Raw genomic sequence first — 25,795 nt, forward strand, 5'->3', positions numbered from 1 at the left:
TTCTTAGACTCGCGGGTATGGCACCGACGCTGACCCCGGTCACCGAGCGGGTGCACCTGGCGCAGGGTGCGGCGGTCAACTGGCTGCTGGTCACCGACGACACCGGTGTGCTGTTGATCGATGCCGGCTATCCCGGCGACCGCGACGACGTGCTGGCCTCGCTGCGCACGCTCGGGTACGACACCGCCGATGTGCGCGCGGTGCTGTTGACCCACGCCCACATCGACCATCTCGGTACCGCCATCTGGTTGGCGAAAAACCATGGCACACCGGTGTATTGCCACCCCGACGAGGTGGGCCACGCCAAACGGGAGTACCTGGAGCAGGCCTCCCCGCTGGCCGTCGCGACCCGGGTGTGGCAGCCACGGTGGGCCCGCTGGTCGCTACACGTGGTGCGCAACGGCGGCTTGAGCCGGGAGGGCATCCCGACCGCGCAGCCGCTGACCGCCGAGGTGGCTGCCACGCTGCCCGGTCAGCCGATGGCCATCCCGACCCCCGGCCACACCGGTGGGCACTGCTCGTATCTGGTCGACGGCGTGCTGGCCAGCGGGGATGCGCTGATCACCGGGCATCCGCTGTTGACGCACCGCGGGCCGCAGCTGCTGCCGGCGCTGTTCAGCCACAGCCAGCTGGACTGTGTGCGCAGCCTGGCCGCGCTGGCGCTGCTGGAGACCGAGGTGTTGGCGCCCGGCCACGGCGACCTGTGGCGCGGCCCGATCCGCGAGGCCACCGACCAAGCCGCCGCGCGGGCCACGCCGCGCTGAGTCAACCGGCAAGGCCCAGGTGCTCGCGCAGGGTGTGCCCGGCGTATTCGGTGCGGTAGACGCCGCGCTCCTGCAGCAGCGGCACCACCTGATCAACGAAGTCGTCGAGCCCGTGCGGGGTCAGGTGGGGCACCAGGATGAACCCGTCGCACGCGTCGGCCTGCACGTAGCGGTCGATCTCGGCGGCGATATGCGCGGCGGTGCCGACGAACTGCTGACGGCTGGTGACGGCGATGACAAGTTCGCGGATGGAGAGGTTTTCGGCCGCGGCCCGTTCCCGGTAGCCGCGCGCCACCGCGAGCGGGTCGCCGTGCCGCACTCGGCCCTGGGTGATGCTGGTGTCGCCGGTGGGGTCGATGTCGGGCAACGGGCCGTCCGGGTCGTATCCGGATAAGTCGCGGCCCCACACCTGCTCCAACATGGCGATCGCCGTCGCCCCGCTGACCTGCTGGTACCGGATGTGCCGCGCCTTCTCGGCGGCCTCGGCGGCGGTGTCGCCCAACACGAACGTCGCAGCCGGAAACACCTTGAGCTCCTCGGGGTTTCGCCCCTGCGCTGCCGCGCGGCCCTTGACGTCGGCGTAGTAGCGCTGGCCGTCCTGCAACGAGCCGTGCAGGGTGAACAGGGCGTCGGCGTGCCGGGCGCCGAACGACCGGCCCTCGTCGGAGTCACCGGCCTGCAACAGCACCGGATGGCCCTGCGGCCCGGCCGGCAGCGTCGCCAAGCCGTGCACGTCGAATTGATGGCCGCGGTGTTCGACCGTGCGGATGCGGGCGGGGTCGACGTAGGTTCCCGCGGCCAGGTCGGCGACCACGGCGTCGGACGCCCAGCTATCCCAGAAGGCGCGCGCCACGGTGAGGAACTCCTCGGCGCGCCGGTACCGGTCGGCGTGGTCCAAAAAGCCGCCGCGACGGAAGTTGGCGCCGGTGAACGCATCCGACGACGTGACAATGTTCCAGCCGGCCCGCCCGTCGGACAGGTGATCCAGGCTGGCGAATTGCCGCGCCACCTCGAACGGTTCGTTGAAGGTGGTGTTGATGGTGCCGGTCAGCCCGATCCGCTCGGTGACCCCGGCCAGCGCGGCCAGAACGGTGAAGGTGTCCGGGCGGCCCACCACATCGAGGTCATAGATGCGGCCCCGGTGCTCACGCAACCGCAGCCCCTCGGCCAGAAAGAAGAAATCGAACAGTCCGCGCTCGGCGGTGCGAGCCAGGTGCACAAACGAGTCGAACTCGATCTGGCTGCCAGCCTCCGGGTCGGCCCACACGGTGGTGTTGTTGACGCCCGGGAAGTGGGCGGCCAGATGAACCTGCTTGCGACGCTTATTCATTGATCCAGCCCCCAGCGTTTGGCCAGCAGTTCGTGCGAGCGCAGCCGATCCCGATGCCGGTAGGCGATCGAGGTGACGACGAGCTCGTCGGCGCCGGTGACGCGCTGCAGCGCCGCCAGCTTCTCGGCGACCTCATCGGGGTCACCGACGAATTGGGTGGCCACCCGGTCGCTGACCACCGCCCGTTGCTCATCGGTGAGCGGCGGGCAGTGGTCGGGGTCCGGGTACGGGATGGCGCCGCCGCCAGCCCGGATGGAATACACCCAGTGCCCGTAGCTGGACGCCAGGTGCCGAGCGGTGGCGGTGTCGTCGGCGACCAGCACGTCGGCCGACACCACCACGTAGGGCCGGGACAGTGCAGGGGAGGGAACAAACGCGGCCCGGTAGGCGTCCACGGCGTCCAGCGCGGTACCCGGGGTGATGTGGTAGCTGGCGACGAACGGCAGCCCGCGCTGCCCGGCCACCCGCGCGCTGGTTCCCTGGCTGCTACCGAAGATCCACGGGGTCAGGCCGGACCGCTCGCCCGGTACGGCGTGCACGTCGAAACCGTCGATCCGGTAGTTGCCGTCCAGCATGGCGAGGATGTCGTCGACCTGCTCGGCGAAGTCGGGGGTCACCGCGTCGGGCTGCTGCAGAACCGATCCGGTCGCCCGGGTGCGATCGGCGTCGAGCACCGGACCCAGGTCGAACGGCGGCGGGATGACCACCCCGCCGATCTCACGCCATTGCCGCGGCCCGCCGTCCGGGCGCGGTGTCTCGGCACCCGAGCGTCGTCGCGCGGAGCGGCCCGCGCCTAAATCGATGCGGCCCGGATGAAATGCGGCCAGCGTGCCGAAGCTTTCGACCACCGCCGCGGCGGTGGTGTAACCCAGCTGGACCGCGCCCGCCCCGACCCGAATCGTGGCGGTGGCCGCCGCGATCTGCCCGATCAGCACCGCCGGGGCGGAGCTGGCCACACCGACGAAGTGGTGTTCGGCGACCCAGAACCGGCGGTAGCCCCACCGCTCGGCGGCCCGAGCCAAGTCGATGGTGTTGCGTAGCGCGGTCGCCGCGTCACCGCCGGCGCTGATCGGCGCCAGATCCAGCACCGACAGCGGGACCCCGGTCATCGGAGCCCCACCGCGTACCGGTTGGGTGTCACCGGTAGTCCGAGCCGAGCCCGCAATGTTTCGCCGTCGCGGTAACCGGTGCGGAACCGGCCGGCGCGCTGCAACAGCGGCACCACCTGCTCGACGATCACCGGCAGGTCGGTGGCATTGACCGCTGGCCGCAGCCGGGCGCCGTGAATACCCAGCCGCTGCCAGCCCAGCAGCAGATCGACCAGATCGGTGGCACCGCCGGTGCATACCAGCGCATCCGATTCGAAGGTTTCGCCGTGGAACGACACCGCGACATCGGCGTAGACGTGCAGGCCCGCGCCGCCGGCGGCGTGCAGCTCGGCCACTATGGCGCGCGCCGAGTCGTCGCCGGTGGGCGTGATGAAAACCAGATCGGTGCTGCTGGTGGCGAATTCGTAGACCCTGCGGGTGTGCGCCAGTGCCGCCACCACCGGCTGGCCCTGGGGCGGCCGCGGCGTGATCGACGGCCCCTTCACCGCGAAGTGCTTTCCGGTGAAGTCGACGTAGTGCAGCTTGTCGCGGTCAACGTAGCGACCGGTGGCCACATCACGGATCACCGCGTCGTCCTCCCAGCTGTCCCAGAGCCGGCGAACCACCTCGACGAAGTCAGCGGCCTCGTCGAACAATCCGTCGGCGTCCGCCGCACCGTCTCGGCGCCCGAACAGCGCGGCTTCGTGCGCGGTCGCGCTGACCCGGGGCTGCCAGCCGGCCCGCCCACCCGACACGTAGTCCAAGGTGGCGATGGCCTTGGACACGTGGAATGGCTCGGTGTGGGTAACTGTGGCCACCGGGATCAGCCCGATGTGTCGGGTCGCCGGGGCGATGCGGGCGGCGAGCAGCACCGCGTCGGCGCGACCGGCCAGCCGTCGCGGATCGATCGTGGCGCGACGCCCGGGTTGCGGGGTGAAGGTGTCCTCGATGGTGAGGAAGTCGAGCAGCCCACGCTCGGCGATGCGGGCCAGCTCGGTCCAGTACCGGCCGTCCAGCACTGACCCGGCGGCGGCGGTGCGCCAAGCCTGCGGGTGCCACCCGTATCCGTCGAGCGCGACACCGACATGCAGCGGGCCCGGTGGGCCGGGCTGGCCGGAGAGCAGCATCATGTAACTGTCTAACGGCGAGCCGCCGGCCGCATTCCGAGCGCACGGGTCAAGTATTCGGGCTCACACTGCACCGGCCGCGGGTCACAATCCGATCACAGCTGACCGTCACCGTTCGTTAAGGGCTTGCCTCGCAGTTTAAGAATCCGGCGTCGTTCTCATCGATCGCTTACCGCAACTTCGGCGAAATCCGCATTATGGAGCGGCAGACGCCGAAACGGCTTGCCGCGGGCCGCCTTTTGACGTCCACGTCACCCAGCGGTGGCCATGGCGGCGTGCGTACCTTGGGCTTCGGGGTCGGGAGTGCAATAGATTCATGATGAGGAAAACAATGCTGAAAAACCTTGGTATCGCTGGCGGCTGCCTGCTAGGTGCGGCGGCGGCCGGCATCATCGCCGCGCCGACGGCCGCGGCGGAACCCGACTGCAGCCCGGCCGGGCTGTCCAACACGGTCAACACGACCACCGGTTCGGCGCGCCAGTATCTGGCCGGCCACCCCGGCGCCGACGCGGTGGTGACGCAGGCCATCAGCCAGCCACGCCCGGAGGCGGCCAGCAATGTCCGGAGCTACTTCACCGCGCACCCGCAGGAGTATTACGAGTTGCGCGGCATCCTGGCACCGATCGGTGATGCCCAGCGCCAGTGCAACACCACGGTGCTGCCGCCGGAGCTGGCGTCGGCGTACGACGCCTTCATGGCGGGCTGAACCGGCGATGTAGCGGCCGCGTTCGCCCGGCGCGCGCTACCGTGCATCGGGTGAGCAGGCAGCGGGGGGCCGCACCGCGGCAGGTGCTGGTCGCAGCCGTGGCTGCGGTGGTGGCCGCCTGCTCACCCACGCCGCCGGCCGCGGCGCCGCCGTCGACGACGGCGCTGCGCGACGCCCACCACGGGCCGTTCTTCCCGCTGTGCGGCGGCATCAGCGACCAGACGGTGGCCGAGCTGACCGGGGCGAGCGGGTTGGTCAACACCGGCCAAAACCCGACGGGCTGCCAGTGGCTGCGCGGCGGTGTGGTCTGGCCGCGGGTCACCTTCGCCTGGTATCGGGGTAGCCCGATCGGTCGGGAACGCAAGATCGAGCAGCTCTCCCGCACCCGGGTCGAGGACCTGACCCTGGAGGGCCGCAGCGGGTTCCGCGGCGTCGAGAACAACGCGACGCTCGGCGATTACATCTGCGAGATCGCAATCCAATTCTTCGACGACTTCATCGAATGGTCGGTCAGTTTCGACGTCAAACCGTTCCCCGACCCGTGCCCCGTGACCGAGGAGCTGACCCGCCGCTCGATCGCCAACGCCCATTGAGACGCTTGCGGGTCGCGTGCAGGTAGCGGATCGGCGCGGTGACCCGCGCGCCGTCGCCGGCCGCGGGATACCCGCCGGCGGCGAACAGGTCGTCGGCCTCGGCGGTCACCGTCGCCCAACCGTGGGCCTGCAGGTAACGCTCGACGTCGCGGCCCTCGCAGTCCGCGCCGAACCGGCTCACCGGGGCGCTCAGCGCGGTCACCCCGGCGAGCAGCCGGTCCTGCACCTGCGGGGTCAGGGTGCCCAGCAGTCCTTCGGCGATCCACACCGTGGGCTCGGCGGCGTCAAACCCGGCCTGCCGCAACGCCGCCGGCCAGTCATGGCCAAGATCGACGCCCACCGCGCGGCGATGCGCGGTGGGCGTCGCGCCCAGCCCGCGCATGGTCTGGGTTTTGAACTCGATGGCCCGCGGTTTGTCGAGTTCGTACACCGTGGTCCCGCCGGGCCACCACAACCGGTAGGCGCGGGTGTCCAGGCCCGACGCCAAAATCACCACCTGCCGGATCCCGGACCGTCCGGCGTCGCCGAGGAAATCGTCGAAGAACTTGGTGCCGACCGCGAACAGGTCGGTGGTCGGGTCGGACCCGGAGTCGGCCGGCCCCGCGTCGCTGGCACCGCCGGCCGCCCGGAACAGCGGCTCGGCGAACGGGTCGTTGACCAGGCCGCTGGCGGTGGCGTTGACCCGCGCGGCGGCCACCATCATCGCGGTGGCCCCGAATCCGGCGGCCAGCTGGTTGCTCAACGCGCGACCCGCCGCGGCGGGATGCCGTGCACCATGGCGCGCAGCTGGTTCTCGGCAACACCGTCGGCGACGAACCACATCTCGTCGCCGGCCGCCAGCGCGTCGTCGGCCTGCGGCAGGATGACCCTGTCACCACGCACCAGGGTGACCAAGGCGGCGTTGTCCGGTAACGCCAGCTCGTTCACCCGCTGACCCAGCAGCGGGTTGTCGTCGGGCAGCGTCAGTTTCACGATGCTGGCCTGGCCGCGGCGCAACCCCATCACCTGCACCAGGTTCCCGACGTCGATAGCCCCCTCCACCCCGGCCACCATGGCGCGCGGGGTGGAGACCGCCACATCGACCCCCCAGGCTTCGGTGAACAGCCACTCGTTGCGCATGTCATTGACCCGGGCCACCACCCGTGGCACCCCGAACTCGGATTTGGCCAGCAGGGAGGCCGCCAGGTTCACCTTGTCGTCGCCGGTCGCGGTGATGACCACGTCACAGGTCTCTAGGCCGCACTCCTCGAGCTGGGCCAGCTCGCAGGCGTCGGCCAACAACCAGTCGGCGGCCGGCACGGTGTGCGGCTCGTAATGGCCGGGGTTGCGTTCGATCAGCAACACCTTGTGCCCGCCGTCCACCAACTCCTGCGCGACCGACCGGCCGACCGCGCCGGCGCCCGCGATCCCGATGCGCATGCCTCTCCTTATACCTGCAGCGCTCAGGGTCGACCACCGCACGGGTGGTGGTACTGATTTACTGGCACCTAACCCACCCCTGGCCCGCGCCCCGAAGTGGCACCCCCGCGGGCTGCACCGACGTAGCCACGCCCGGACGGAAAACGACCATGACCCTGCAGCAGCTGTACCTGGCGCTGCTGATCGGTGGACTGGTGCTGCTGGCCAGCATCGTCGCCACCCGGGCGGCCGCCAAGGTGGGGCTGCCCGCCCTGCTGCTGTTTTTGGCGGTCGGGGTCGCGATCGGCAACGACGGGTTGGGGCTGGAGTTCAGCGACGTCGAACTGGCCAGCGATCTCGGTACCGCCGCGCTGGCCGTCATTCTGGTCGAAGGTGGTTTGACCACCCGATTCGCCGACATCCGCAAACTGCTGGCCCCGGCCGGGGTGCTGGCCACCCTCGGCGTCGTGGTCAGCATGGCGGTCACCGCGCTGGGCGCGCATCTGCTGCTCGGGATGAACTGGCAGCTGGCGATCCTGCTGGGCGCGATCGTCTCACCCACCGACGCCGCCGCGGTGTTCTCCGTGCTGCGGGTGCTGCCGCTGCCCCGCCGGGTGGCCGGGCTGCTGGAGGCCGAGTCCGGGTTCAACGACGCCCCGGCCGCGATTTTGGTGCTGATGTTCAGCACCACGCCGTTGACCGTGGCGCCCGGCACCGCGCTGCTGGATCTGCTCTACGAGCTGGCGGTCGGTGCGGCGATCGGGGTGGCGTGCGGGGTGCTGGGCGCGTTGGCGTTGCGCCGCGCCGCCCTACCCGCGTCCGGCCTGTATCCGTTGGCGACGTTCGGGCTGGGCATGGTGGCCTTCGCCGCGGCGGGCACCGTGCACGCCAGCGGGTTCATCGCCGCCTACCTGGCCGCGGTGGTGCTGGCCAACTCCGGGTTGCCGCATCGCTCGGCCACCCGGTCGTTCGCCGAGGGGCTGGGGTGGCTGGCTCAGATCGGCCTGTTCGTGCTGCTGGGTCTGTTGGTCAGCCCCGGCGACCTGTCCGCTGAGCTGGTCCCGGCGGTCGTCGCGGGCGGGGTGCTGTTGCTGCTCGGTCGGCCGCTGTCGGTGCTGATCTCGTTGGCCGGTTTCCGGGTGCCGTGGCGGGAGCAGGTGTTCTTGTCATGGGCCGGGCTGCGTGGCGCGGTGCCGATCGTGTTGGCCACCTTCCCCATCGTGTCCGGCGTCCCGGACAGCTTCCGGCTGCTCAATATCGTGTTCATCCTGGTTGTGGTGTTCACCCTGGTGCAGGGCCCCAGCCTGGGATTGATCGCGCACGTGATGCGGCTGATCCCGCGGGACACCACCCGGGAGATCCACGTCGAGTCGGCGCCGCTGGATGTGCTGGAAGCCGAGCTGTTGACGATGACGGTGCTGCCGGCGTCCCGGATGAACAACGTCTCGGTGCTGGAACTGCGACTGCCCGACCCCAGCGTCATCACCCTGATCATCCGCGACGGCCACACCTTCGTGCCGCAGCCCGAGACCCGCATCGCCGTCGGTGACGAGCTGCTGATCGTCACCACCAGCAAGACCCGGGTCGCCACCGAACGCCGGCTGCGCGCGGTCAGCCGCCGCGGCAAACTCGCCTACTGGTTCGACGAATACGGCGAACCAGACTGAGCCCGGTTGTTGACTCCGCGGGTACCACGGCAAAGTGCGAGTAGCACGCGTGGTGGACGCAGTGTCAACAGAAAATAATCAACGGGATCGCCGTCTCCACGGGCGTGGCCCCGCCGTGCATCCCGACCAGCTCCGCGACCTGGGGTGGCTCGTGGCCGCTGGCCAGGATCGCGGTGTCGCCGGTGCAGGTCACCACGACGTCGCCGATGCGGAGCAGGTGCTGCGGGGCCACCGGCCCGAACAGCCCGGCGGCCACCGCATCGTCGCGCATGGCGACCTCGGCCCGCCCGGCCAACAGCTCCGACCAGGTGGCCAGCACATCGGTGGCCGCACCCGGTTCGGTGTGCAGATAGCGCACCCGCGGCTCGCCGGCCACCACCCGCACCCCGGCGGCCAGCCGCGGGTCGGCGGCCACATCGATGCGGGCGTCGGCGGGCACATTCAGGCCGCCGTGGTCGGCGGTGACCAGCAGCGCCGCATCGGCGGGCAGCGTCTCCACCAGCCGGGTCAGCAGCGCGTCGACCTGCGCCGCCGCCGCGTGCCACTGCGGCGACCCGACGCCGAAGGCGTGCGCGGCGGCATCCAGCGCCGCGGTGTAGCCGTAAACCAGACCGGGCGCGGCGGCCAGCTCCGCGGCGAGCCGCACGGCGTAGTCGTCATCGGTGCCGGTCGCGCGAAACTCCGCGCCGCGGTAGGCGGCCTGAGTCAGGCCGCTGCCGACAAACGGGGCCGGCAGCACCGCCCGGGCACTGATCCCGGTGGCCCGCAGCCGCTGAAACCAGGTGGGCACCGGCTGCCAGTGTGTTGGCGGCGGGTCGTCGACCCAGGCGATGTGGATGAGCACCCGGTCGGTGCCCGGAATGTTGAGCGTGAACCCCAGCACGCCATGCTCGCCCGGTGCCACCCCGGTGCCCAGCGACACCAGGCTGGTCGGCGTCGTCGACGGGAAGGTGCACTCCAGCTGGTCCAGCCGGCCGGCAGCACCGGCCAGCACCGAGGCCAGCAGCGGTGCGCTGGGCGCCAACTCGGGCAGCAGGTGATAACCCATCCCGTCGACCAGCACCACCGCCACCCGACGCACCGCGCCAAGGTTCAGCCCCAACGTGTCGACGGCGTCCGGCACACCCAGCAGCGCGGCCGCGGCCGGCAGCACGTCGCAGATCGATCCCGGCATCACGCCAGCCTGCCATCGGCGGCCCGCCGTCCAGCCGCAGACCCGCTCATCTAAGCCGGCACCAAATTGGCGGCGAACCCTGTACATCAGACACCGCGTAGTACTACGGTAGGTCGTACTACTACCCGTCGGTGAGACAAGGGACGTGGTGCCCGTGAGCGGACGTGCGAGATCCCAAGGCGACGCGATCGATTCGCGCTATCACCCGTCGGCGGCGGTGCGCCGGCAGTTGAACAAGGTGTTCCCCACCCACTGGTCGTTTTTGCTCGGTGAGATCGCGCTGTATTCCTTCATCGTGCTGCTGCTGTCCGGGGTGTATTTGACGCTGTTCTTCGACCCGTCGATGACCGAGGTCACCTACAACGGGGTGTATCAGCCGCTGCGCGGGGTGCAGATGTCGCGGGCCTATGAGTCGGCGCTGGACATCTCCTTTGAGGTGCGCGGCGGGTTGTTCATGCGCCAGATCCACCACTGGGCCGCGCTGATGTTCGCCGCGGCGATCATGGTGCACCTGGCGCGCATCTTCTTCACCGGCGCGTTCCGCCGGCCCCGCGAAGCCAACTGGGTGATCGGGTCACTGCTGTTGATCCTGGCCATGTTCGAAGGGTTATTCGGCTACTCGCTACCCGACGATCTGCTCTCGGGCACCGGTATTAGGGCCACGCTGTCGTCGATCACGTTGGGGCTGCCGGTGATCGGCACCTGGCTGCACTGGGCCCTATTCGGCGGCGACTTCCCCGGCACCATGTTGCTCCCGCGGCTGTACGCGCTGCACATTCTGCTGATCCCGGGCATCCTCTTGGCACTGATCGGGGTGCATTTGGCGTTGGTGTGGTTCCAAAAGCACACCCAGTTCCCCGGCCCGGGCCGCACCGAGCACAACGTGGTCGGGGTGCGGGTGATGCCGGTGTTCGCGGTCAAATCCGGTGCCTTCTTCGCGATGATCGTCGGGGTGCTGGGCCTGATGGGTGGGCTGCTGCAGATCAACCCGATCTGGAACCTGGGCCCCTACAAGCCGTCGCAAATCTCGGCCGGCAGCCAGGGTGATTTTTATCTGATGTGGCCCGACGGTCTGCTCCGCGTCTTCCCGCCGTGGGAACTCTACCTGGGTAACCATGTTGTGCCACAAGCCGTGTGGATTGCACTGATCATGGCTGTGGTGTTCATCCTGCTGATCGTCTACCCCTTCCTGGAGAAGAAGTTCACCGGCGACGACGCCCACCACAACCTGTTGCAGCGGCCGCGGGACGCCCCGGTACGCACCGCGATCGGGGCGATGGCGATCGCGTTCTACCTGGTGCTCACGCTGGCCTGCATGAACGACATCATCGCGGTCAAGTTCGACATCTCGCTGAACGCGACGACCTGGATCGGCCGGATCGGGATGGTGGTGCTGCCGCCGCTGGTCTACTTCGTCACCTATCGGTGGTGCATCGGGTTGCAGCGCAGCGACCGCGCGGTGCTCGAGCACGGCATCGAAACCGGCATCATCAAGCGGCTGCCGCACGGCGCCTACGTCGAGCTGCACCAGCCGCTGGGCCCGCTGCCGCTGGAGTACCAGGGTGCGGCGGTGCCCAAGCGGATGAACAAGCTCGGCTCGGCCGGCTCCCCCGGCCGCGGCAGCTTCCTGCGCGCCGACCCGCTCACCGAGGACGCCGCCCTGCGGGAGGCCGCCCACACCGCCGAAAGGCGGGCGCTGACCGCGCTGCGGGGCAGCTAGGCCCACAAACCGGGCCTAGCACTTATGCAGTACCAGCGGTACCGTATACCGATGGCTGTTCGTCCGCCGCTGCACCCGCCGCGCTGGGCGCCGACGTTCGTGCGCTGGCAGCACACCCGGATCGGCTGGATCGGTTCGTGGCGGCTGGCGCTGCGCGGGCTGTGGGCCGGGTACCGGCACACGATTTTCGACTACGCCACCGGGTTACCCGGCCAGGACGACATCATGGTGGCCCGCGCACCGCTGGCCAAGTTCGTCGTCGTCCGCAATCCCGACATCGCCCGCCACATTCTGGTGGCCAACCAAGACAACTACGCCAAATGCGCCGAATACGACTTGCTGGCTGTCGCTTTCGGCCGCGGGCTGGTCACCGATTTGGACGACGAGCTGTGGCAACGCAACCGGCGGCTGGTGCAGCCGATCTTCGCCAAGCGCCAGGTCGACGCGTTCGGCCCGCAGATGACGGCCGCGGCCGTCGCCGCCGCGCAGCGCTGGGAGGACCACGCCGCGGCCGGTCACCCGTTGGATATCGCCGCCGAAATGAACTACATCACGCTGGATATCATCGCCCGCACCATGTTCGGCATCGACCTCTGCTATGAGCTTGCCGAACAGCTGCGGGTCGACTTCGCCCGGCTGCTCACCCTGTTCGGCTACGGGTTCATCGGCGCCGGGTCGCGGCCGCTGCGCTGGTGGTCGAACCGGCGCCGCTCGCCCCGGCTGGCGATCAACGCCTTGCGCCGGGACGCAACGGTTGTCGCGCCGCGCACCATGCGCGGGCTGCGTCGCATCGAACGCTTCCTGGATGGGCTGATCGCCGACTACCGCAGCGGCAAGATCGACCGCACCGACAACCTGCTGGCGCTGCTGATGGCCGCCCAAGACCCGGAAACCGGGTACCGCTACAGCGATATGGAGATCCGCGACGAGCTGATGACGTTCCTGGGGGCCGGGTTTGAAACCACCGCCGCCGCCCTGGCCTGGACGTGGTATCTGCTCAGCGAAAACCACGAGGCGCGTGGGCGGCTCGGTGACGAACTCGACCAGGTCCTCGCCGGCCGCGACCCCGGCGCCGAGGACGTGGACCAGCTGCCGTGGACCCAGGCGGTGGTCGCCGAGGCGATGCGCCGCTACCCGCCGATCATGGGGGTGGGGCGGGTGGCCAAATCCGACGATGTACTCGGCGACTACCCGATCAAGGCCGGCACCAACGTCGCCATCCTCATCCACGGCGTGCACCACAACCAACGCTGCTGGGCCGACGCCAACAGCTTTGACCCGGCGCGGTTCTTGAAGGAAAGCTTCGACCCGCAGTTGCGTCGCGCCCACATCCCGTTCGGTGCCGGCAAACGGATGTGCATCGCCTCGGGGTTCGCGACGTTCGAGGCGATCCTGGTGATCGCCACCCTGGCCCAGCGGTTCGAGCTGGATCTGGTTCCCGGTCAACGGTTGCGCCGTGAGCTGACTTTCACCGGCGGCCCGGACGGCCCGCTGCTGATGGTGCCGCGGGCCCGGTCGCTACCGCGAGCAGTTAACTTCGAGCCATGACCGTGCAGCCGCCGATGGATCTGGGCTCCTGGATCGCCCGCCGCGCCGCGGCCACCCCGCAGCTGCCGGCGCTCACCTTCGACGGACGCACCTGGACCTATCGGGCGTTCGCCGATCGCATCGACCGGCTCGCCGCCGAACTGGCCGCCGGCGGTGTTCAGCGCGGGGACCGGGTCGGCTACCTGGGGCTGAACCATCCCGACTTTTTGGTCACGCTGTTCGCCGCCGCCCGCGTCGGCGCGGCGTTCGTGCCGCTGAACTGGCGACTGACCGCCGCCGAACTGGGCTACATCCTGCGCGACGCCGGGGTGCACACGCTGCTGGCCGACGCCGAGCGGGCCGCGGTGATCGACCCGACGCGCGCCGAGCTGAGCTTGTCGCGCTGCATCGCGGTGACCGAAGCACCGGGCTGGGAAACGCTGGGGGATCTGCTGGCCGGGCGCGCACCGCTGGCGGATCCGGTGTATCCCGGGCCCGACGAGGTCGCGGTAATCATGTACACCTCGGGCACCACCGGCCGCCCCAAGGGAGCGATGCTCACCCACGGAAACCTGTTCTGGAACAACATCAATGCGTTGCTGGCGTTCGACACCAGCCAACACGACGTATCGCTGGTCTGCGCGCCGCTGTTCCACATCGGCGGCCTCAACGTCACCACGCTGGTGACATTGCAAAAGGGCGGGCGCATTGTGCTGATGCCGACCTTCGATCCCGACCAAGCCCTGCAGCTGATCGCCGAGCACCGGGTCACCACCATGTTCGGGGTGCCGGCGATGTTTTTATTCATGAGCCAGGCCCGTGAGTTCGCGACGACGGATCTGTCCAGTGTGCGGTTCTTCGTCTGCGGTGGCGCGCCGGTGCCCGAGGCGCTGATCCTGCGCTACGGCGAGCGGGGCATCCCGTTTGCGCAGGGCTACGGGCTCACCGAAACCGCCCCGCTGGCGCTGGTGCTGCGCACCGACGAGGTGGCGGTGAAGGTCGGCGCGGCCGGCCACCAGGTGCTGCCGCTGTCGGAGGTGCGGCTGGTCGACCTGGACAACCACCCGGTCCCGCCCGGGCAACGCGGCGAGATCTGCGTGCGCGGGCCGCAGGTGATGGTCGGCTACTGGCGCAACCCGGAGGCCACCGCCGCGGTGCTGGACGCGGAGGGCTGGTTTCACACCGGTGACATCGGGCAAGCCGACGAGGACGGCTACGTGTGGGTGATCGACCGGGTGAAGGACATGGTGATCTCCGGCGGCGAGAACGTCTACCCCGCCGAGGTCGAGGACGTGCTCTATGGGCATCCCGCCATCGCCGAGGTGGCGGTGCTGGGCACCCCGGATGAGCGGTGGGGTGAGGCGGTCACCGCGGTGGTGGCGCTGCGGCCGGGCGCGGCGCTGACCCTGGAGGAGTTGCGCGACTTCGCCCGCGGCAAACTCGCCGGCTACAAGATCCCGCTGCGCCTGGAGTTCGTCGACGCGCTGCCGCGCACCCAGTCGGGCAAGGTCGTCAAATACCAACTGCGCGAACAGCTCACTTAGCCCCGCGAGCAGACGCACCGGACTTGCACAAGTGTGGCGTTGGCAGTTTTTGGTGTCCGGGCAGGGCGCCGTTAGCCAGTAAAGTCTGCTACCGAGGCCAGCAAAGGAGCGCCTGTGTCGAAGCCGCATGCACCACAGCCAGTGCCGGGACCAAACCAGGTGGCTACTCCGGCGGCCGACCCGCTGGACGACCAAACCTCCACCAAAGTGTCATGGCGCAGTGCCGCGAAGAGCGCCGGTCGCATGGTCCGCTTAGTGCTGGCGGCCGTGTCGACGATCTGCGTGGGCATCGCGATCAGCCTGTTGACGTGGGCGGTCGGGCTGTCGTTGTGGAGTTGGTTAGCCGCCGAGCCGTCGGTGGCTGTCTCCGATACCGGAATGGACCAGTACCAGGTCAGATCATGGGATCAGCTCACCCCCAAAGGTGTTGCGGTGAGCGTTTGCGTTGTCGCGGCGATACTGATGGCGGCGATGACGCTGCAGTGGGCGATGCAGCGCCGACGTCGCGCCCCGAGTCTGGCGGCTGTGCTGGTACTGGTCGTGTGGGGGATATGGGGGTACCTGAACCACAGAAGCGACGGCCTGTGGTCCTCCTACCACTGGGTCATGGACTATCCCGTCACCGCACGGCTGCCGACTGCGGTGGCGGCGTGGTTGCTTGCCGCTGCGGGAGCCGTGGCTGTACTGCCCGCCATTCCGGCAATCGGGCGATTAGCGGGCCGCCGCTGGTGGTTCACCGGAGGTGGAGTGATCATCGGGTTGATCTCCGGCCTGGTCGCCACCACCGTCGCGATGCACGCCGGGAACGACCGGCGCTACGTGGAGACGACCACGGCCACCGCGGCGCCGATCCCGCCACCACCGGCTGCCCTGGGAGAGCGCAAGTTCACGCTGCGGGTTTCCGACTCGACCGGTGGGCCATACGGCGATAAGTGGCGGATCCAGGCCGCCGGACCAGGTTTCGTTACCTACAGCCGCGAGCAAGTCACCGCGTACGCTGCCGACGGCACGCAACGCTGGCACTACCGCAGAACCGGACCCGGTAACGTGCGCGTGGAGTCACTACACGTGTTCGACGCCGGGCAGACGGTGGTCGTCCGGCTCGGCTACCACTCCGTTCTGATCGGGCTGGATGCGATGACCGGCCAACAACTGTGGATGTCGAACGATGCCGCGCTGCTCGACGCCTACGACCACCGGCGTTCGGCGGAAGCGCCGTTTCTGGTGTCCGCGGGCGGTGAGGATCACCAGTCCACTACCTGGACCCGTTTCGACACCCGCACCGGCACCCCTCTGTGGACCATCCCGTCGCCGGCTGCCGCATGCAACTCCTGGAGCGCCAGTTGGCAACTTCTGGTAGCGGCTTTTCTGTGCTCGGCAAATAAGCGCGCGGACATCAGATTCGTTGCCCTCGATCCACAGACGGGCCAGCAACAATGGCACACGACGCTGGCGCGCGACCTCCCCTACACCGACGCCGACCGCCACGCTGACTTGTTCGAACCCCATACTTCTCGCGCCGGCCGCGACGGATATGTGGTGAGCTACATCACCTCGTGGGCCCCGCGGGCGCCCACGGGCACCGCTTTCTACGTCAACCCCGGTACGGGGATCGTCCACGACCTCGGCGGGAACAACGACGTCGCAGACCGAACTCTCGACGCTTCCCCGGATTTCATCACGGGCAAGTCCGGCCTGCGCAGCCCGGATGGACAACTGCGCTGCGTGTTGGACTACCGCCCACAAAATGTCGACGTCACCTCGGAACCCGGTGTCGGTATCGGCAACGAGTGGCTGGGACTGATCCTGGCCGACGAGGTCGTCTTTGCCCTATGGCAGGACAGCGGCGATCATAGCCAAAACTTCACTCTGAAGACGTTCGATCGCAACACCTGCGCACTAATCGCGACGTTACCGACGCCCGCGCGGACCGCCACCCTGGTTAGCGCGCCGGGTGTGACCCTGGTCGCCCGCACCGACGACACCGGCACCTACGTCGACGGCTACAACTGAGTCTCTCCGGACGGCCTCCACACCGCCACCGGGGTCTTGACCGTCGCACCGTATTGAATGTACGTTCACTGCTAGTGAATCATCATTCACCACGAAGGAGTGCCATGGCCGACTACGACGACATCCGCTACGAGATCGACGGCCAGACCGCGGTCATCACGATCAACCGACCGCAGCGCTACAACGCGTTCACCGGAAAAACCGTCGAGGAACTGATCAGGGCGTTCCGCGCCGCCTGGGCCGACACCGCGGTGGCGGTGATCATCCTGACCGGCGCCGGCGACAAGGCGTTTTGCACCGGCGGCGACGTCAAACAGCGGGCCGAGACCGGCGACTACGGCCCCACCGAGAGCGGCATGTTCGAGATCGGCTACCTGCACAAGCTGATCCGCGACGTGCCCAAGCCGGTGATCGCGGCGGTCAACGGGGTCGCGGTCGGTGGCGGGCACGTGCTGCACGTGCTGTGCGATCTGAGCATCGCCGCCGACACCGCCACGTTCGGCCAGGCCGGCCCGCGGGTGGGGTCGTTTGACGCCGGGTTCGGGTCGGCCTATCTGGCCCGGGTGGTCGGCGAGAAACGGGCCCGCGAAATGTGGTACCTGTGCCGCCGCTACGACGCCGCCACCGCCGAACGCTGGGGCCTGGTCAACTACGTGGTGCCCGCCGAGCGGCTGCTCGACGAGGCCAAGGCGCTGGCCGCCGAGATCGCCGAGAAGAGCCCGACCGCGCTGCGGTTCCTCAAGCAGTCGTTCAACGCCGACACCGACCACCAGGCCGGCCTGAGCAATCTGGCGATGTCGGCGCTGGAAATCTTCGTCGACACCGACGAGGGTAAGGAGGGCGCGCGGGCATTCGCCGAAAAGCGCCCCGCCGACTTCGCCCGCTACGTCAAGGCCTAGGAGCCGCGCATGAGCAGCACACTCGCCGTCGTGACCGGCGCCGGATCGGGGATCGGCAAGGCGATCGCGCTGGGGTTCGCCGCCCAAGGCGACCGGGTGGTCGCCGCCGACCTCGACGAGGCGGCCGCGCAGGCCACCGCCAACGAGGTCCCCGATCTGATCACCGCGCTGCCGGTCGACGTCGCCGACCGCGCCCAAGTCGACGCGCTGCGCGACCGCACCCGCGCCGAGGTCGGGACGCCCACCGTGCTGGTGAACGCCGCCGGGTGGGATCGTACCGACCAATTCCTCAACGCCACAACGGAATTCGCCGAGAAGGTGGTGGCGATCAACTACCTGGGGCCGGTGCACATGTGCAGCGCGTTCCTGCCCGCCATGATCGAGACCGGCGGCGGCGGCCGGGTGGTCAACCTGGCCAGCGACGCCGGACGGGTCGGCAGCGCCGGCGAAACGATTTACGCCGGCGCCAAGGGCGGCGTCATCGCGCTGACCAAATCGCTGGCCCGGGAGATGGCGCGGCACCAGATCACCGTGAACTGCGTGTGCCCCGGCCCCACCGACACCCCGCTGTTCGCGGCCCAGCCGGAGAAGCTGAAAGAGGCGCTGGTCAAAGCGATCCCGTTTCGGCGGCTGGCCCGTCCCGAGGAGGTGGCCGCCCCGGTGTTGTTCTTCGCCTCCGACGCCGCGTCGTTCATCACCGGCCAGGTGATCAGCGTCAGCGGCGGCCTGACCATGGCAGGCTAGGCAGATGAGCACCAGCACTCCCCCGGCCTTCGACCCGTCAGACCCGCTGAGCCTGGACACCCTGCTGTCGGACGACGAGATCGCGGTGCGCGACACGGTGCGCAAGTTCTGCGCCGAGCACGTCACCCCCTATGTCGCCGACTGGTTCGAAGCCGGTGACCTGCCGGGGGCCCGCGAGCTGGCCAAACAGTTCGGGGAACTCGGACTGCTCGGCATGCACCTGCACGGCTACGGCTGCGGCGGCGCCTCGGCGGTGCACTACGGGCTGGCCTGCCTGGAACTGGAGGCCGCCGACTCCGGCATCCGGTCGCTGGTGTCGGTGCAGGGCTCGCTGGCGATGTTCTCGATCTACAACAACGGCTCCGAGGAGCAAAAACAGCGGTGGCTGCCGGGCATGGCCACCGGCGAACTGATCGGCTGTTTCGGGCTGACCGAACCCGACGTCGGCTCCGACCCGGCCGCCATGCAAACCCGGGCGAAACGCGACGGATCCGATTGGATTCTTAACGGCCGCAAGATGTGGATCACCAACGGCACGATCGCCGACGTCGCGGTGGTGTGGGCGGCCACCGACGACGGGATCCGCGGCTTCATCGTGCCCACCGACACCCCCGGGTTCGCCGCGCACACCATTCATCACAAGCTGTCGCTGCGGGCCTCGATCACGTCCGAGCTGGTCCTCGACGACGTGCGGCTGCCCGCCGAGGCACTGCTGCCGGAGGCCCGCGGTGTCAAGGGGGCGCTGGCCAGCCTGTCCGAGGCGCGCTACGGCATCATCTGGGGCTCGATGGGCGCCGCGAGGTCGGCCTGGCAGGCCGCCCGGGACTACGCCGCCGAGCGCACCCAGTTCGGCCGACCGATCGCCGGCTTCCAGCTGACCCAGGCCAAACTCGTCGACATGGCCGTCGAACTGCACAAGGGGCAGCTGCTGTCGCTGCATCTGGGTCGGCTCAAAGACAGCGTCGGGCTACGCCCCGAGCAGGTCAGCTTCGGCAAACTCAACAACACCCGCGAAGCGCTGGAGATCTGCCGCACCGCGCGAACCATCCTGGGCGGCAACGGGATATCGCTGGAGTATCCGGTGATCCGACATATGGTCAACCTGGAGTCGGTGCTGACCTACGAAGGCACCCCGGAGATGCACCAGCTGGTTTTAGGTCAGGCGTTCACCGGTTTGGGCGCCTTCCGCTGACAGGAGCAACCGATGGCCTTGTCTTACACCGCCGAGCACCGCCAATTCCGTCAGGTGGTCTCCGATTTCGTGCAGCGCACCGTGGTTCCCGCGCACGAGAACGCCGAGCACGGCGGCTGCTGGGACCGCGCCCTGTTCACCGAGGCCGGAAAGCTTGGCCTGCTGGGCTTCCCGGTGCCCGAGCAGTACGGCGGCCCGGGTGTCAACGATTACCGCTACCACGCCATCGTCGTCGACGAACTGCAGCGGGTCGGGGCGGCGGCCGAAGCCATCGCGTTCTCGCTGCAAAACGACGTCGTCCTGCCGTATCTGACCGACCTGACCACCCCCGAACAGAAGCAACGCTGGCTGCCGGGCGTGGTCACCGGCGACACCGTGCTGGGCATCGCGATGACCGAACCCGGCACCGGCAGCGACCTGGCCGGGATCCGCACCACCGCGCGCCGCGACGGCGACCACTACGTGGTCAACGGCGCCAAGACGTTCATCTCCAACGGACAGACCGGCGACTTGTTCGTCATCGCGGTGCGCACCGGACCCGACCGGCACCGGGGGCTGTCGCTGCTGGTCGTCGACCCCACCACGCCCGGCTTTGCCCGCGGCCGCAACCTGGAAAAGATCGGGCTGCACGCCCAGGACACCAGCGAGCTGACCTTCACCGACCTGCGGGTGCCGGTAGAGAACCTGCTCGGCGAGGAGGGTGAGGGCTTTTACCAGTTGGTGCGCAACCTGCCGCAGGAACGGCTGTCGCTGGGGGTGGGCGCGGTGGCCGCCGCCGAGGGGGTGCTGGCCGAAACCCTCGACTATGTCCAGCAGCGGCAGGCGTTCGGGACACCGATCGCCAGCTTCCAAAACACCCAGTTCGTGCTCGCCGAGGTGGCTACCGAACTCGACATCGCCCGCACCTATCTCGACGACTGCATCGCCGCGCACCTGGACGGCAAGCTGACCGCGGCGCGGGCGGCGAAGCTGAAATGGTGGACCACCGACCTGCAGCTGCGCACCGCCGACCGCTGCCTCCAGCTGTACGGCGGCTACGGCTACATGCGCGAGTACCCGGTGTCGCGGGCGTTCGTCGACGCCCGCATCCAGACCATCTACGGCGGCACCAACGAGATCATGAAAACCATCATCGCCAAGGACCTGGGCCTGTAGATGGCCACCGAGTACGCCGACTTGCCGGTCGAGGACGCGGTCCGCGCGGCCCGCACCAGTTCCCGGCGCCGCCAACTGCTCGACGCCGCGGTGACGGTGATGAGCAAGACCGGCTTTCACCAGATGTCCATGCAAGATCTGGCCACCGAGGCCAACGTCAGCGTCGGCCTGATCTACAAATATTTCGGCGGCAAGGAAGACCTGCTGCTGGCCACCATCGTGCGGATCCTGGATGCGTTCTCCGACCAGCTGGCGCCGGTGATGGACGCCGCCGGCGACGACGTCGTCGAGCAGTTGGCGGCCGGGATCCGTCGCTACATCCAGATCGTCGACGAAAACCTCGATGCGGTGGTGCTGACGTACCGGGAAAGCCGCACCCTGAGCCCGGCCGGGCGCGCCCAGATCAAGGAGCTGGAGATCGCCACCGCTGCACCGCTGCGCGCCGCGATCGAAACCGGGGTCGCCGACGGCACTTTCACCGCCGTCGACGTCGACCTGATGGTCTTCGACATCATGCTGCTGGCCCACGGGTGGGCGCTCAAGCACTGGCATTTCGGCGCGGTCTACCGCCTTGAGAACTACATCGGCCGGCAAACCCGCTACCTACTGACCTCGCTGCTGCCGCCGCGGCGGCACCGCGACTACCCACACCTGCTCGGGTAAGTCGCTTCACAGGGAACGCAGCCGTGCGGTAACGTTCCCGATGCTTAGCTAAACGAAGCTTCTGACGAAGAGGGTGCGTCCAGTGGCCAGGGTGCTCAAGAAAGTGTGGATCCCGCTGGTCTTCGTGGTGGTGCTCGCCGTGTCCGGCCTGATCGTGTCCCGGCTGCACCGGATCTTCGGTTCCGAAGACCTCAACGCCAACGCCGGCGCCGGGATCGAGATCGTGCAGTTCAACCCCAAGGTCGTCACCTACGACGTGTTCGGCCCGGCCGGCAGCACCGCCAGCCTGAACTACTGGGACGCCGAGGCCAACGTCCACCAGGTCAACAACGCGGCGTTGCCCTGGTCCTACACGATCAGCACCACCCTGCCGTCGGTCGCCGCCAACATCATGGTGCAGGGCGACAGCGATCAAATCGGGTGCCGGATCACCATCGACAACGAGGTCCGCGACGAACGCCACGCCGACGGCCGCAACGCGCAGACCTACTGCCTGGTGAAATCCGGATGACCCATCCTGGCGTGGATCTGGCACCGAGCGAGGAGGAGGAGCGGCGCGCATGACGGCCGACGCAACCAGCACTAACCCGCGCACCAAGCGGCCGCTGTTGGCGCACATCCTGCGCTGGTTCGCGGTGCCGATCATCATCGGCTGGGTGGTGCTCACCGTCATCGTCAACGTCGCCGTCCCCCAGTTGGAGGAGGTCGGCGAGCTGCATTCGGCGCCGATGGCCCCCGAAGACGCGCCGTCCATGATCGCGATGGCGCGGCTGGGTAAGAACTTCAAGGAATTCGACTCCAACAGCACGATCATGATCGTCATCGAGGGCCAGCAGGAACTCGGCGACGCCGCGCACAAGTACTACAGCGACCTGATCGCACAACTTAAAAAAGATCCCGAACACGTCCAGCACATGCAGGACTTCTGGAGTGATCGGCTCACCGCGGCGGGTGTGCAAAGCTCCGACGCCAAGGCCGCCTACGTCCAGCTGAACCTCGCCGGTCAGCAGGGCACCACGTTGGCCAACGAGTCCGTGGAAGCCGTCCGCAAAGTCATCGCCGAGTCGTCGCCACCGCCCGGAGTCAAGGCGTACGTCGCCGGCGCGGCCGCGCTCACCGACGATATGCACGTCATCGGCAACGCCAGCCTGGCGAAGATCACGCTGTTCACCCTGGGCGCGATCACCCTGATGTTGCTGCTGGTGTACCGGTCGATCGTCACCACGCTGGTGCAGCTGTTCGTCACGTTGCTGGACCTAGCGGTGTCCCGCGGCGTGATCGCGGTGCTCGGGTGGCACGATGTCATGCGGCTGACCACCTTCGCCACCAACATCCTCACCATGTTGGCGATCGCCGCCGGCACCGACTACGGGATCTTCCTCATCGGCCGCTATCGGGAGGCGCGGCAAGCCGGTGAGGACCGGGTCTCGGCGTACTACACCACCGTGCACAGCGTCACCCCGGTGGTCTTGGGGTCCGGGCTGACCATCGCCGGCGCCTCGTACTGCCTGAGCTTCACCCGACTGCCCTATTTCAAGACCATGGGCATCCCGGTCTCCATCGGCATGCTGGTCGTGGTGGCCGCCGCGCTCACGCTGGGCCCCGCGGTGCTGACGGTGTGCAGCCGGTTCGGCCTGTTGGAGACCAAGCGCGCCGCGAAGGGTCGGCTGTGGCGGAAGGTGGGCACCACCGTCGTCCGGTGGCCGGCACCGGTGCTGGCGGCCAGCGGTCTCGTGGTCATGATCGGCATGGTCGCCCTGCCGGGCATGGTGCCCGGCTACAACGACCGCTACTACCTGCCCAAGGACGCCTCGGTCAATATCGGGTATGCCGCAGCGAACCGGCATTTCACCGAAGCCCGGATGAACCCGGACATGCTGATGGTCGAGGCCGATCACGATATGCGGAATACCGCCGACATGCTGGTGTTGGACCGGGTGGCCAAAAACATCATGCGGGTCAACGGGATCGCGATGATCCAGAACATCACCCGGCCACTGGGGATTCCGATTCAGCACAGTTCCATACCGTTCCAGAACAGCATGCAAAGCCAGCTGCTCATGCAGAACATGGATTTCCTCAAGGAACGCATGGCCGACATGCTCAAGATGGCCGATGAGCAGCAGGTCACCATCAACTACTTGACCCAGATGCTGGACATCACCCAGCGACTGTCCGACACCACCCACGACATGGCCGGCACCACCGACGAAATGGTCGCCGTCACTGACGGGATGCGGGACCACATCGCGGATTTCGATGACCAGTGGCGCCCGATGCGCAACTACTTCTACTGGGAGCCGCACTGCTTCGACATCCCCATGTGCTGGTCGCTGCGCAGCATCTTCGACGCGCTGGACGGCATCGACAAGCTCGATGAAACGTTTGGGCACATGTCGATGGACATCCACAGCATGGATGCGCTGCAGCAGGAAATGGTGCGAATTCTGCCGCCGGCGATCGCCAGCATGAAGACCACCAAGGGCTTGACGCTGACGATGCACAGCACGTTTCAGGCGATGATCGACCAGATGGAAAACATGAGCAATACGGCGATCGTCATGGGGCAAAGCTTCGACGACTCGAAGAACGACGACTTGTTCTATCTGCCGCCGGAGGCGTTCGATAACCCAGACTTTCAGACCGGGCTGCGGCAGTTCTTGTCGCCGGACGGCAAATCGGCCCGCTTCTTCATCACCCACGAAGGCGACCCGGCCAGCGCGGAGGGCATCTCGCATGTCCCGGCGGAACGGACTGCGGCCCAGCAAGCCCTGAAGATGTCGTCGCTGTCGAACGCCAAGGTGTTTCTGGGTGGCCAGGCCGCCACCTTCAAGGACATGCGCGACGGCGCCAAATACGACCTGATGATCGCGGTGATGTCGTCGCTGACCCTGATCTTTTTGATCATGCTGCTGATCACCCGCAGCGTGGTGGCCGCGGCGGTGATCGTCGGCACCGCGTCCAGCTCGATCGCCGCGTCCGTCGGGCTTTCGGTGCTCATCTGGCAGGACCTGTTCGGGATGAACATCCACTGGGTGGTCGCGGTGCTGTCGGTGATCATCCTGTTGGCGGTGGGATCGGACTACAACCTGCTGCTGGTGTCCCGGTTCAAGGAAGAGATCCACGCCGGGCTCAAAACCGGGTATATCCGCGCGATCGGCGGCTCCGGCGGGGTGGTGACCGCCGCGGGGTTGGTGTTCGCCGCCACCATGGCCGCCATGCTGGGCAGTGACCTGCGGGTGCTTGGCCAGTTCGGCTCCACCGTCGCGATCGGGCTGCTGCTCGACACCCTGGTGGTGCGCTCGCTGTTCATGCCGTCGATCGCGGCCCTGCTGGGACGCTGGTTCTGGTGGCCGCGGGTGGTGCATCCGCGCGGCGACAACGCGCTGCGGCGCGAGTCGCTGTCCGAGGACACCGATGCGCTGCCGGTGGCGCGCCCCTGACACCAGGGCGCGATCGCGTGACCCGGCACCCCTGCCCGGCCGGATTTGACACGTGTAAAGTTCGGCCGCATGGACAACATCAGGGGTAAGACCATCGCCATCACCGGCGCCGCGCGCGGGATCGGGTTGGCCACCGCCAAAGCGCTGCTGGGCCGCGGCGCCCGGGTGGTCATCGGCGACCGCGATCTCGATGTGCTGGAGAAGACCATCACCGACATCAGCGGCCTGGGCCCGGTGTCGGGGCACCCGCTGGACGTCACCGACCGCGAGTCGTTCGCGGCCTTCCTCGACAAGGCCCGCGCCGACGGCGGCGGCCACATCGACGTGTTGATCAACAACGCCGGGGTGATGCCGATCGGGCCGTTCCTGCAGCAGAGCCAGCAGTCGATCCGCTCGGCGATCGAGGTGAACTTCTACGGCGTGCTCAACGGCTGCCAGCTGGTGCTGCCCGACATGGTCAAGCGCCGCAGCGGACACATCATCAACATCGCCTCGATGTCCGGGATGATCCCGGTCCCGGGCCAGGTGGTCTACGTGGGCGCCAAATTCGCGGTCGTCGGGCTGTCCACCGCGCTAGCCGACGAGTTCGCCCCGCACGGCGTCGACGTCACCGTGGTGATGCCGCCGTTCACCAACACCGAGCTGATCTCCGGCACCAAAACCACCGCGGCCAGCAAACCGGTGGAACCCGAAGAGATCGCCGCGGCCATCGTCAAGGCCCTGGACAAACCCAAGACGCACGTGTCGGTGCCGACCCCGATTCGCTTCACCGCCGCGCTGGCCTCGATGCTGGGGCCGCGCGGGCGGCGCTGGATGAACAAGCGGCTCGGCCTGGACCGGATCTTCCTGGACTTCGACAACACCGCCCGTCAGGCCTACGAGGAGCGCGCCCAGCACGCGCAGGGCGTCATCGAGCACCAGGACTGAGTCCTGCCGCTGGTCCGCGCCACCACCTAAATCAACGTCTCCGTCAACCCGGCGGGCATCCGGTGGGCTTGGCCAAAACCATTCCTGAACTGGGATATCGGCCTAGCCTGGGCCCATAGCC

Annotated in this window: 22 protein-coding genes; 16 read left to right on the top strand and 6 right to left on the bottom strand. The window is 68.2% G+C overall.

Translation table 11 applies throughout. From position 1 onward, the window contains the following. The first annotated feature begins 17 nt into the window (after positions 1-17). Entirely contained in the window at positions 18-764 is a 747-nt protein-coding gene (locus ACAG26_RS10325; protein WP_370481827.1) for an MBL fold metallo-hydrolase, read from the top strand. Between the two features lies 1 nt (position 765). Here ACAG26_RS10325 and ACAG26_RS10330 read toward each other — a convergent pair whose 3' ends face one another. From ACAG26_RS10330 to ACAG26_RS10340, 3 genes are read right to left on the bottom strand one after another with little or no spacing between them, the layout of a single operon-like run. Next, positions 766-2,094 carry an NtaA/DmoA family FMN-dependent monooxygenase gene (locus ACAG26_RS10330; protein ID WP_370481828.1) on the bottom strand — a complete coding sequence of 443 codons (1,329 nt, stop codon included), beginning with the start codon at positions 2,092-2,094 and terminating at the stop codon, positions 766-768. Further along, complete coding sequence (locus ACAG26_RS10335; RefSeq protein ID WP_370481829.1) at positions 2,091-3,203, bottom strand: LLM class flavin-dependent oxidoreductase; 1,113 nt, start codon at positions 3,201-3,203, stop codon at positions 2,091-2,093. Before ACAG26_RS10335 ends, ACAG26_RS10330 begins: the two co-directional genes overlap by 4 nt. Then, the gene (locus ACAG26_RS10340) at positions 3,200-4,309 is read right to left on the bottom strand and encodes an LLM class flavin-dependent oxidoreductase (RefSeq protein ID WP_370481830.1); all 1,110 of its coding nucleotides are present in this window, start codon (positions 4,307-4,309) and stop codon (positions 3,200-3,202) included. The genes ACAG26_RS10335 and ACAG26_RS10340 overlap by 4 nt, the downstream gene beginning before the upstream one ends. Before the next feature lie 316 nt (positions 4,310-4,625). Here ACAG26_RS10340 and ACAG26_RS10345 point away from each other — a divergent pair, with 316 nt between their 5' ends. Both ACAG26_RS10345 and ACAG26_RS10350 read left to right on the top strand, forming a co-directional pair. Further along, positions 4,626-5,015 carry a heme-binding protein gene (locus tag ACAG26_RS10345; RefSeq protein ID WP_370481831.1) on the top strand — a complete coding sequence of 130 codons (390 nt, stop codon included), beginning with the start codon at positions 4,626-4,628 and terminating at the stop codon, positions 5,013-5,015. Between the two features lie 50 nt (positions 5,016-5,065). Next, positions 5,066-5,608 (top strand): DUF3558 domain-containing protein, encoded by a 543-nt coding sequence (locus ACAG26_RS10350; protein ID WP_370481832.1) that lies wholly within the window; start codon positions 5,066-5,068, stop codon positions 5,606-5,608. Here ACAG26_RS10350 and ACAG26_RS10355 read toward each other — a convergent pair. After that, positions 5,538-6,311, bottom strand: coding sequence for a class I SAM-dependent methyltransferase (locus ACAG26_RS10355; RefSeq protein ID WP_370482104.1), 774 nt, complete (start codon positions 6,309-6,311; stop codon positions 5,538-5,540). The two genes, ACAG26_RS10350 and ACAG26_RS10355, sit on opposite strands and share 71 nt — an antisense overlap. A 35-nt stretch (positions 6,312-6,346) precedes the next feature. Next, positions 6,347-7,027 carry a TrkA family potassium uptake protein gene (locus ACAG26_RS10360; protein ID WP_370481834.1) on the bottom strand — a complete coding sequence of 227 codons (681 nt, stop codon included), beginning with the start codon at positions 7,025-7,027 and terminating at the stop codon, positions 6,347-6,349. Positions 7,028-7,176: 149 nt separating this feature from the next. On the opposite strand from ACAG26_RS10360, the gene ACAG26_RS10365 reads away from it, so the two are divergent. Then, on the top strand, positions 7,177-8,673 hold the full coding sequence (locus tag ACAG26_RS10365) for a potassium/proton antiporter (RefSeq protein WP_370481835.1): 1,497 nt from the start codon (positions 7,177-7,179) through the stop codon (positions 8,671-8,673). Positions 8,674-8,737: 64 nt separating this feature from the next. Here the strand turns inward: ACAG26_RS10365 and ACAG26_RS10370 are convergent, their stop codons facing one another. Continuing rightward, on the bottom strand, positions 8,738-9,847 hold the full coding sequence (locus ACAG26_RS10370; RefSeq protein WP_370481837.1) for an alkaline phosphatase family protein: 1,110 nt from the start codon (positions 9,845-9,847) through the stop codon (positions 8,738-8,740). A gap of 154 nt (positions 9,848-10,001) precedes the next feature. Here ACAG26_RS10370 and ACAG26_RS10375 point away from each other — a divergent pair, with 154 nt between their 5' ends. The 12 genes from ACAG26_RS10375 (at position 10,002) to ACAG26_RS10430 (ending at position 25,674) form a co-directional block, all read left to right on the top strand. Next, on the top strand, positions 10,002-11,567 hold the full coding sequence (locus ACAG26_RS10375) for a cytochrome bc complex cytochrome b subunit (protein ID WP_370481839.1): 1,566 nt from the start codon (positions 10,002-10,004) through the stop codon (positions 11,565-11,567). Positions 11,568-11,618: 51 nt separating this feature from the next. Further along, on the top strand, positions 11,619-13,115 hold the full coding sequence (locus ACAG26_RS10380) for a cytochrome P450 (RefSeq protein ID WP_370481841.1): 1,497 nt from the start codon (positions 11,619-11,621) through the stop codon (positions 13,113-13,115). Next, a complete protein-coding gene (locus ACAG26_RS10385) occupies positions 13,112-14,638 on the top strand; it encodes a long-chain fatty acid--CoA ligase (protein WP_370481842.1) in 1,527 nt (508 codons plus the stop codon). The genes ACAG26_RS10380 and ACAG26_RS10385 overlap by 4 nt, the downstream gene beginning before the upstream one ends. A 114-nt stretch (positions 14,639-14,752) precedes the next feature. Continuing rightward, a complete protein-coding gene (locus ACAG26_RS10390) occupies positions 14,753-16,651 on the top strand; it encodes a PQQ-binding-like beta-propeller repeat protein (protein WP_370481843.1) in 1,899 nt (632 codons plus the stop codon). A gap of 104 nt (positions 16,652-16,755) precedes the next feature. After that, complete coding sequence (locus tag ACAG26_RS10395) at positions 16,756-17,550, top strand: enoyl-CoA hydratase-related protein (protein WP_370481844.1); 795 nt, start codon at positions 16,756-16,758, stop codon at positions 17,548-17,550. A 9-nt stretch (positions 17,551-17,559) separates the two neighbouring features. Continuing rightward, positions 17,560-18,294 (top strand): SDR family NAD(P)-dependent oxidoreductase, encoded by a 735-nt coding sequence (locus tag ACAG26_RS10400; RefSeq protein WP_370481846.1) that lies wholly within the window; start codon positions 17,560-17,562, stop codon positions 18,292-18,294. A gap of 4 nt (positions 18,295-18,298) precedes the next feature. Continuing rightward, positions 18,299-19,486 carry an acyl-CoA dehydrogenase gene (locus ACAG26_RS10405; protein WP_370481848.1) on the top strand — a complete coding sequence of 396 codons (1,188 nt, stop codon included), beginning with the start codon at positions 18,299-18,301 and terminating at the stop codon, positions 19,484-19,486. 12 nt (positions 19,487-19,498) lie between these two features. Beyond that, positions 19,499-20,641, top strand: a complete 1,143-nt coding sequence (locus ACAG26_RS10410; RefSeq protein WP_370481849.1) for an acyl-CoA dehydrogenase family protein — start codon at positions 19,499-19,501, stop codon at positions 20,639-20,641. Further along, positions 20,642-21,304 (top strand): TetR/AcrR family transcriptional regulator, encoded by a 663-nt coding sequence (locus ACAG26_RS10415; RefSeq protein WP_370481851.1) that lies wholly within the window; start codon positions 20,642-20,644, stop codon positions 21,302-21,304. It begins immediately after the preceding gene. 82 nt (positions 21,305-21,386) lie between these two features. Beyond that, positions 21,387-21,815 carry an MmpS family transport accessory protein gene (locus tag ACAG26_RS10420; protein WP_370481853.1) on the top strand — a complete coding sequence of 143 codons (429 nt, stop codon included), beginning with the start codon at positions 21,387-21,389 and terminating at the stop codon, positions 21,813-21,815. A gap of 49 nt (positions 21,816-21,864) precedes the next feature. Next, positions 21,865-24,747 (top strand): RND family transporter, encoded by a 2,883-nt coding sequence (locus ACAG26_RS10425; protein ID WP_370481854.1) that lies wholly within the window; start codon positions 21,865-21,867, stop codon positions 24,745-24,747. Between the two features lie 69 nt (positions 24,748-24,816). After that, on the top strand, positions 24,817-25,674 hold the full coding sequence (locus tag ACAG26_RS10430) for an SDR family oxidoreductase (RefSeq protein ID WP_370481856.1): 858 nt from the start codon (positions 24,817-24,819) through the stop codon (positions 25,672-25,674). Positions 25,675-25,795: the final 121 nt, after the last annotated feature.

It is taken from the genome of Mycobacterium sp. pUA109 (genome assembly GCF_041287095.1).
Lineage (GTDB): Bacteria > Actinomycetota > Actinomycetes > Mycobacteriales > Mycobacteriaceae > Mycobacterium.

Excerpts from the sequence above, each read along its gene's own strand:
- ACAG26_RS10340 (WP_370481830.1), bottom strand. The coding sequence starts at position 4,309 with ATGCTGCTCTCCGGCCAGCCCGGCCCACCGGGCCCGCTGCATGTCGGT.
- ACAG26_RS10325 (WP_370481827.1), top strand. The coding sequence starts at position 18 with ATGGCACCGACGCTGACCCCGGTCACCGAGCGGGTGCACCTGGCGCAG.
- ACAG26_RS10430 (WP_370481856.1), top strand. The coding sequence starts at position 24,817 with ATGGACAACATCAGGGGTAAGACCATCGCCATCACCGGCGCCGCGCGC.
- ACAG26_RS10400 (WP_370481846.1), top strand. The coding sequence starts at position 17,560 with ATGAGCAGCACACTCGCCGTCGTGACCGGCGCCGGATCGGGGATCGGC.
- ACAG26_RS10385 (WP_370481842.1), top strand. The coding sequence starts at position 13,112 with ATGACCGTGCAGCCGCCGATGGATCTGGGCTCCTGGATCGCCCGCCGC.
- ACAG26_RS10355 (WP_370482104.1), bottom strand. The coding sequence starts at position 6,311 with ATGATGGTGGCCGCCGCGCGGGTCAACGCCACCGCCAGCGGCCTGGTC.
- ACAG26_RS10370 (WP_370481837.1), bottom strand. The coding sequence starts at position 9,847 with ATGCCGGGATCGATCTGCGACGTGCTGCCGGCCGCGGCCGCGCTGCTG.
- ACAG26_RS10360 (WP_370481834.1), bottom strand. The coding sequence starts at position 7,027 with ATGCGCATCGGGATCGCGGGCGCCGGCGCGGTCGGCCGGTCGGTCGCG.
- ACAG26_RS10365 (WP_370481835.1), top strand. The coding sequence starts at position 7,177 with ATGACCCTGCAGCAGCTGTACCTGGCGCTGCTGATCGGTGGACTGGTG.
- ACAG26_RS10345 (WP_370481831.1), top strand. The coding sequence starts at position 4,626 with ATGATGAGGAAAACAATGCTGAAAAACCTTGGTATCGCTGGCGGCTGC.
- ACAG26_RS10405 (WP_370481848.1), top strand. The coding sequence starts at position 18,299 with ATGAGCACCAGCACTCCCCCGGCCTTCGACCCGTCAGACCCGCTGAGC.
- ACAG26_RS10415 (WP_370481851.1), top strand. The coding sequence starts at position 20,642 with ATGGCCACCGAGTACGCCGACTTGCCGGTCGAGGACGCGGTCCGCGCG.
- ACAG26_RS10395 (WP_370481844.1), top strand. The coding sequence starts at position 16,756 with ATGGCCGACTACGACGACATCCGCTACGAGATCGACGGCCAGACCGCG.
- ACAG26_RS10425 (WP_370481854.1), top strand. The coding sequence starts at position 21,865 with ATGACGGCCGACGCAACCAGCACTAACCCGCGCACCAAGCGGCCGCTG.
- ACAG26_RS10335 (WP_370481829.1), bottom strand. The coding sequence starts at position 3,203 with ATGACCGGGGTCCCGCTGTCGGTGCTGGATCTGGCGCCGATCAGCGCC.
- ACAG26_RS10330 (WP_370481828.1), bottom strand. The coding sequence starts at position 2,094 with ATGAATAAGCGTCGCAAGCAGGTTCATCTGGCCGCCCACTTCCCGGGC.
- ACAG26_RS10410 (WP_370481849.1), top strand. The coding sequence starts at position 19,499 with ATGGCCTTGTCTTACACCGCCGAGCACCGCCAATTCCGTCAGGTGGTC.
- ACAG26_RS10380 (WP_370481841.1), top strand. The coding sequence starts at position 11,619 with ATGGCTGTTCGTCCGCCGCTGCACCCGCCGCGCTGGGCGCCGACGTTC.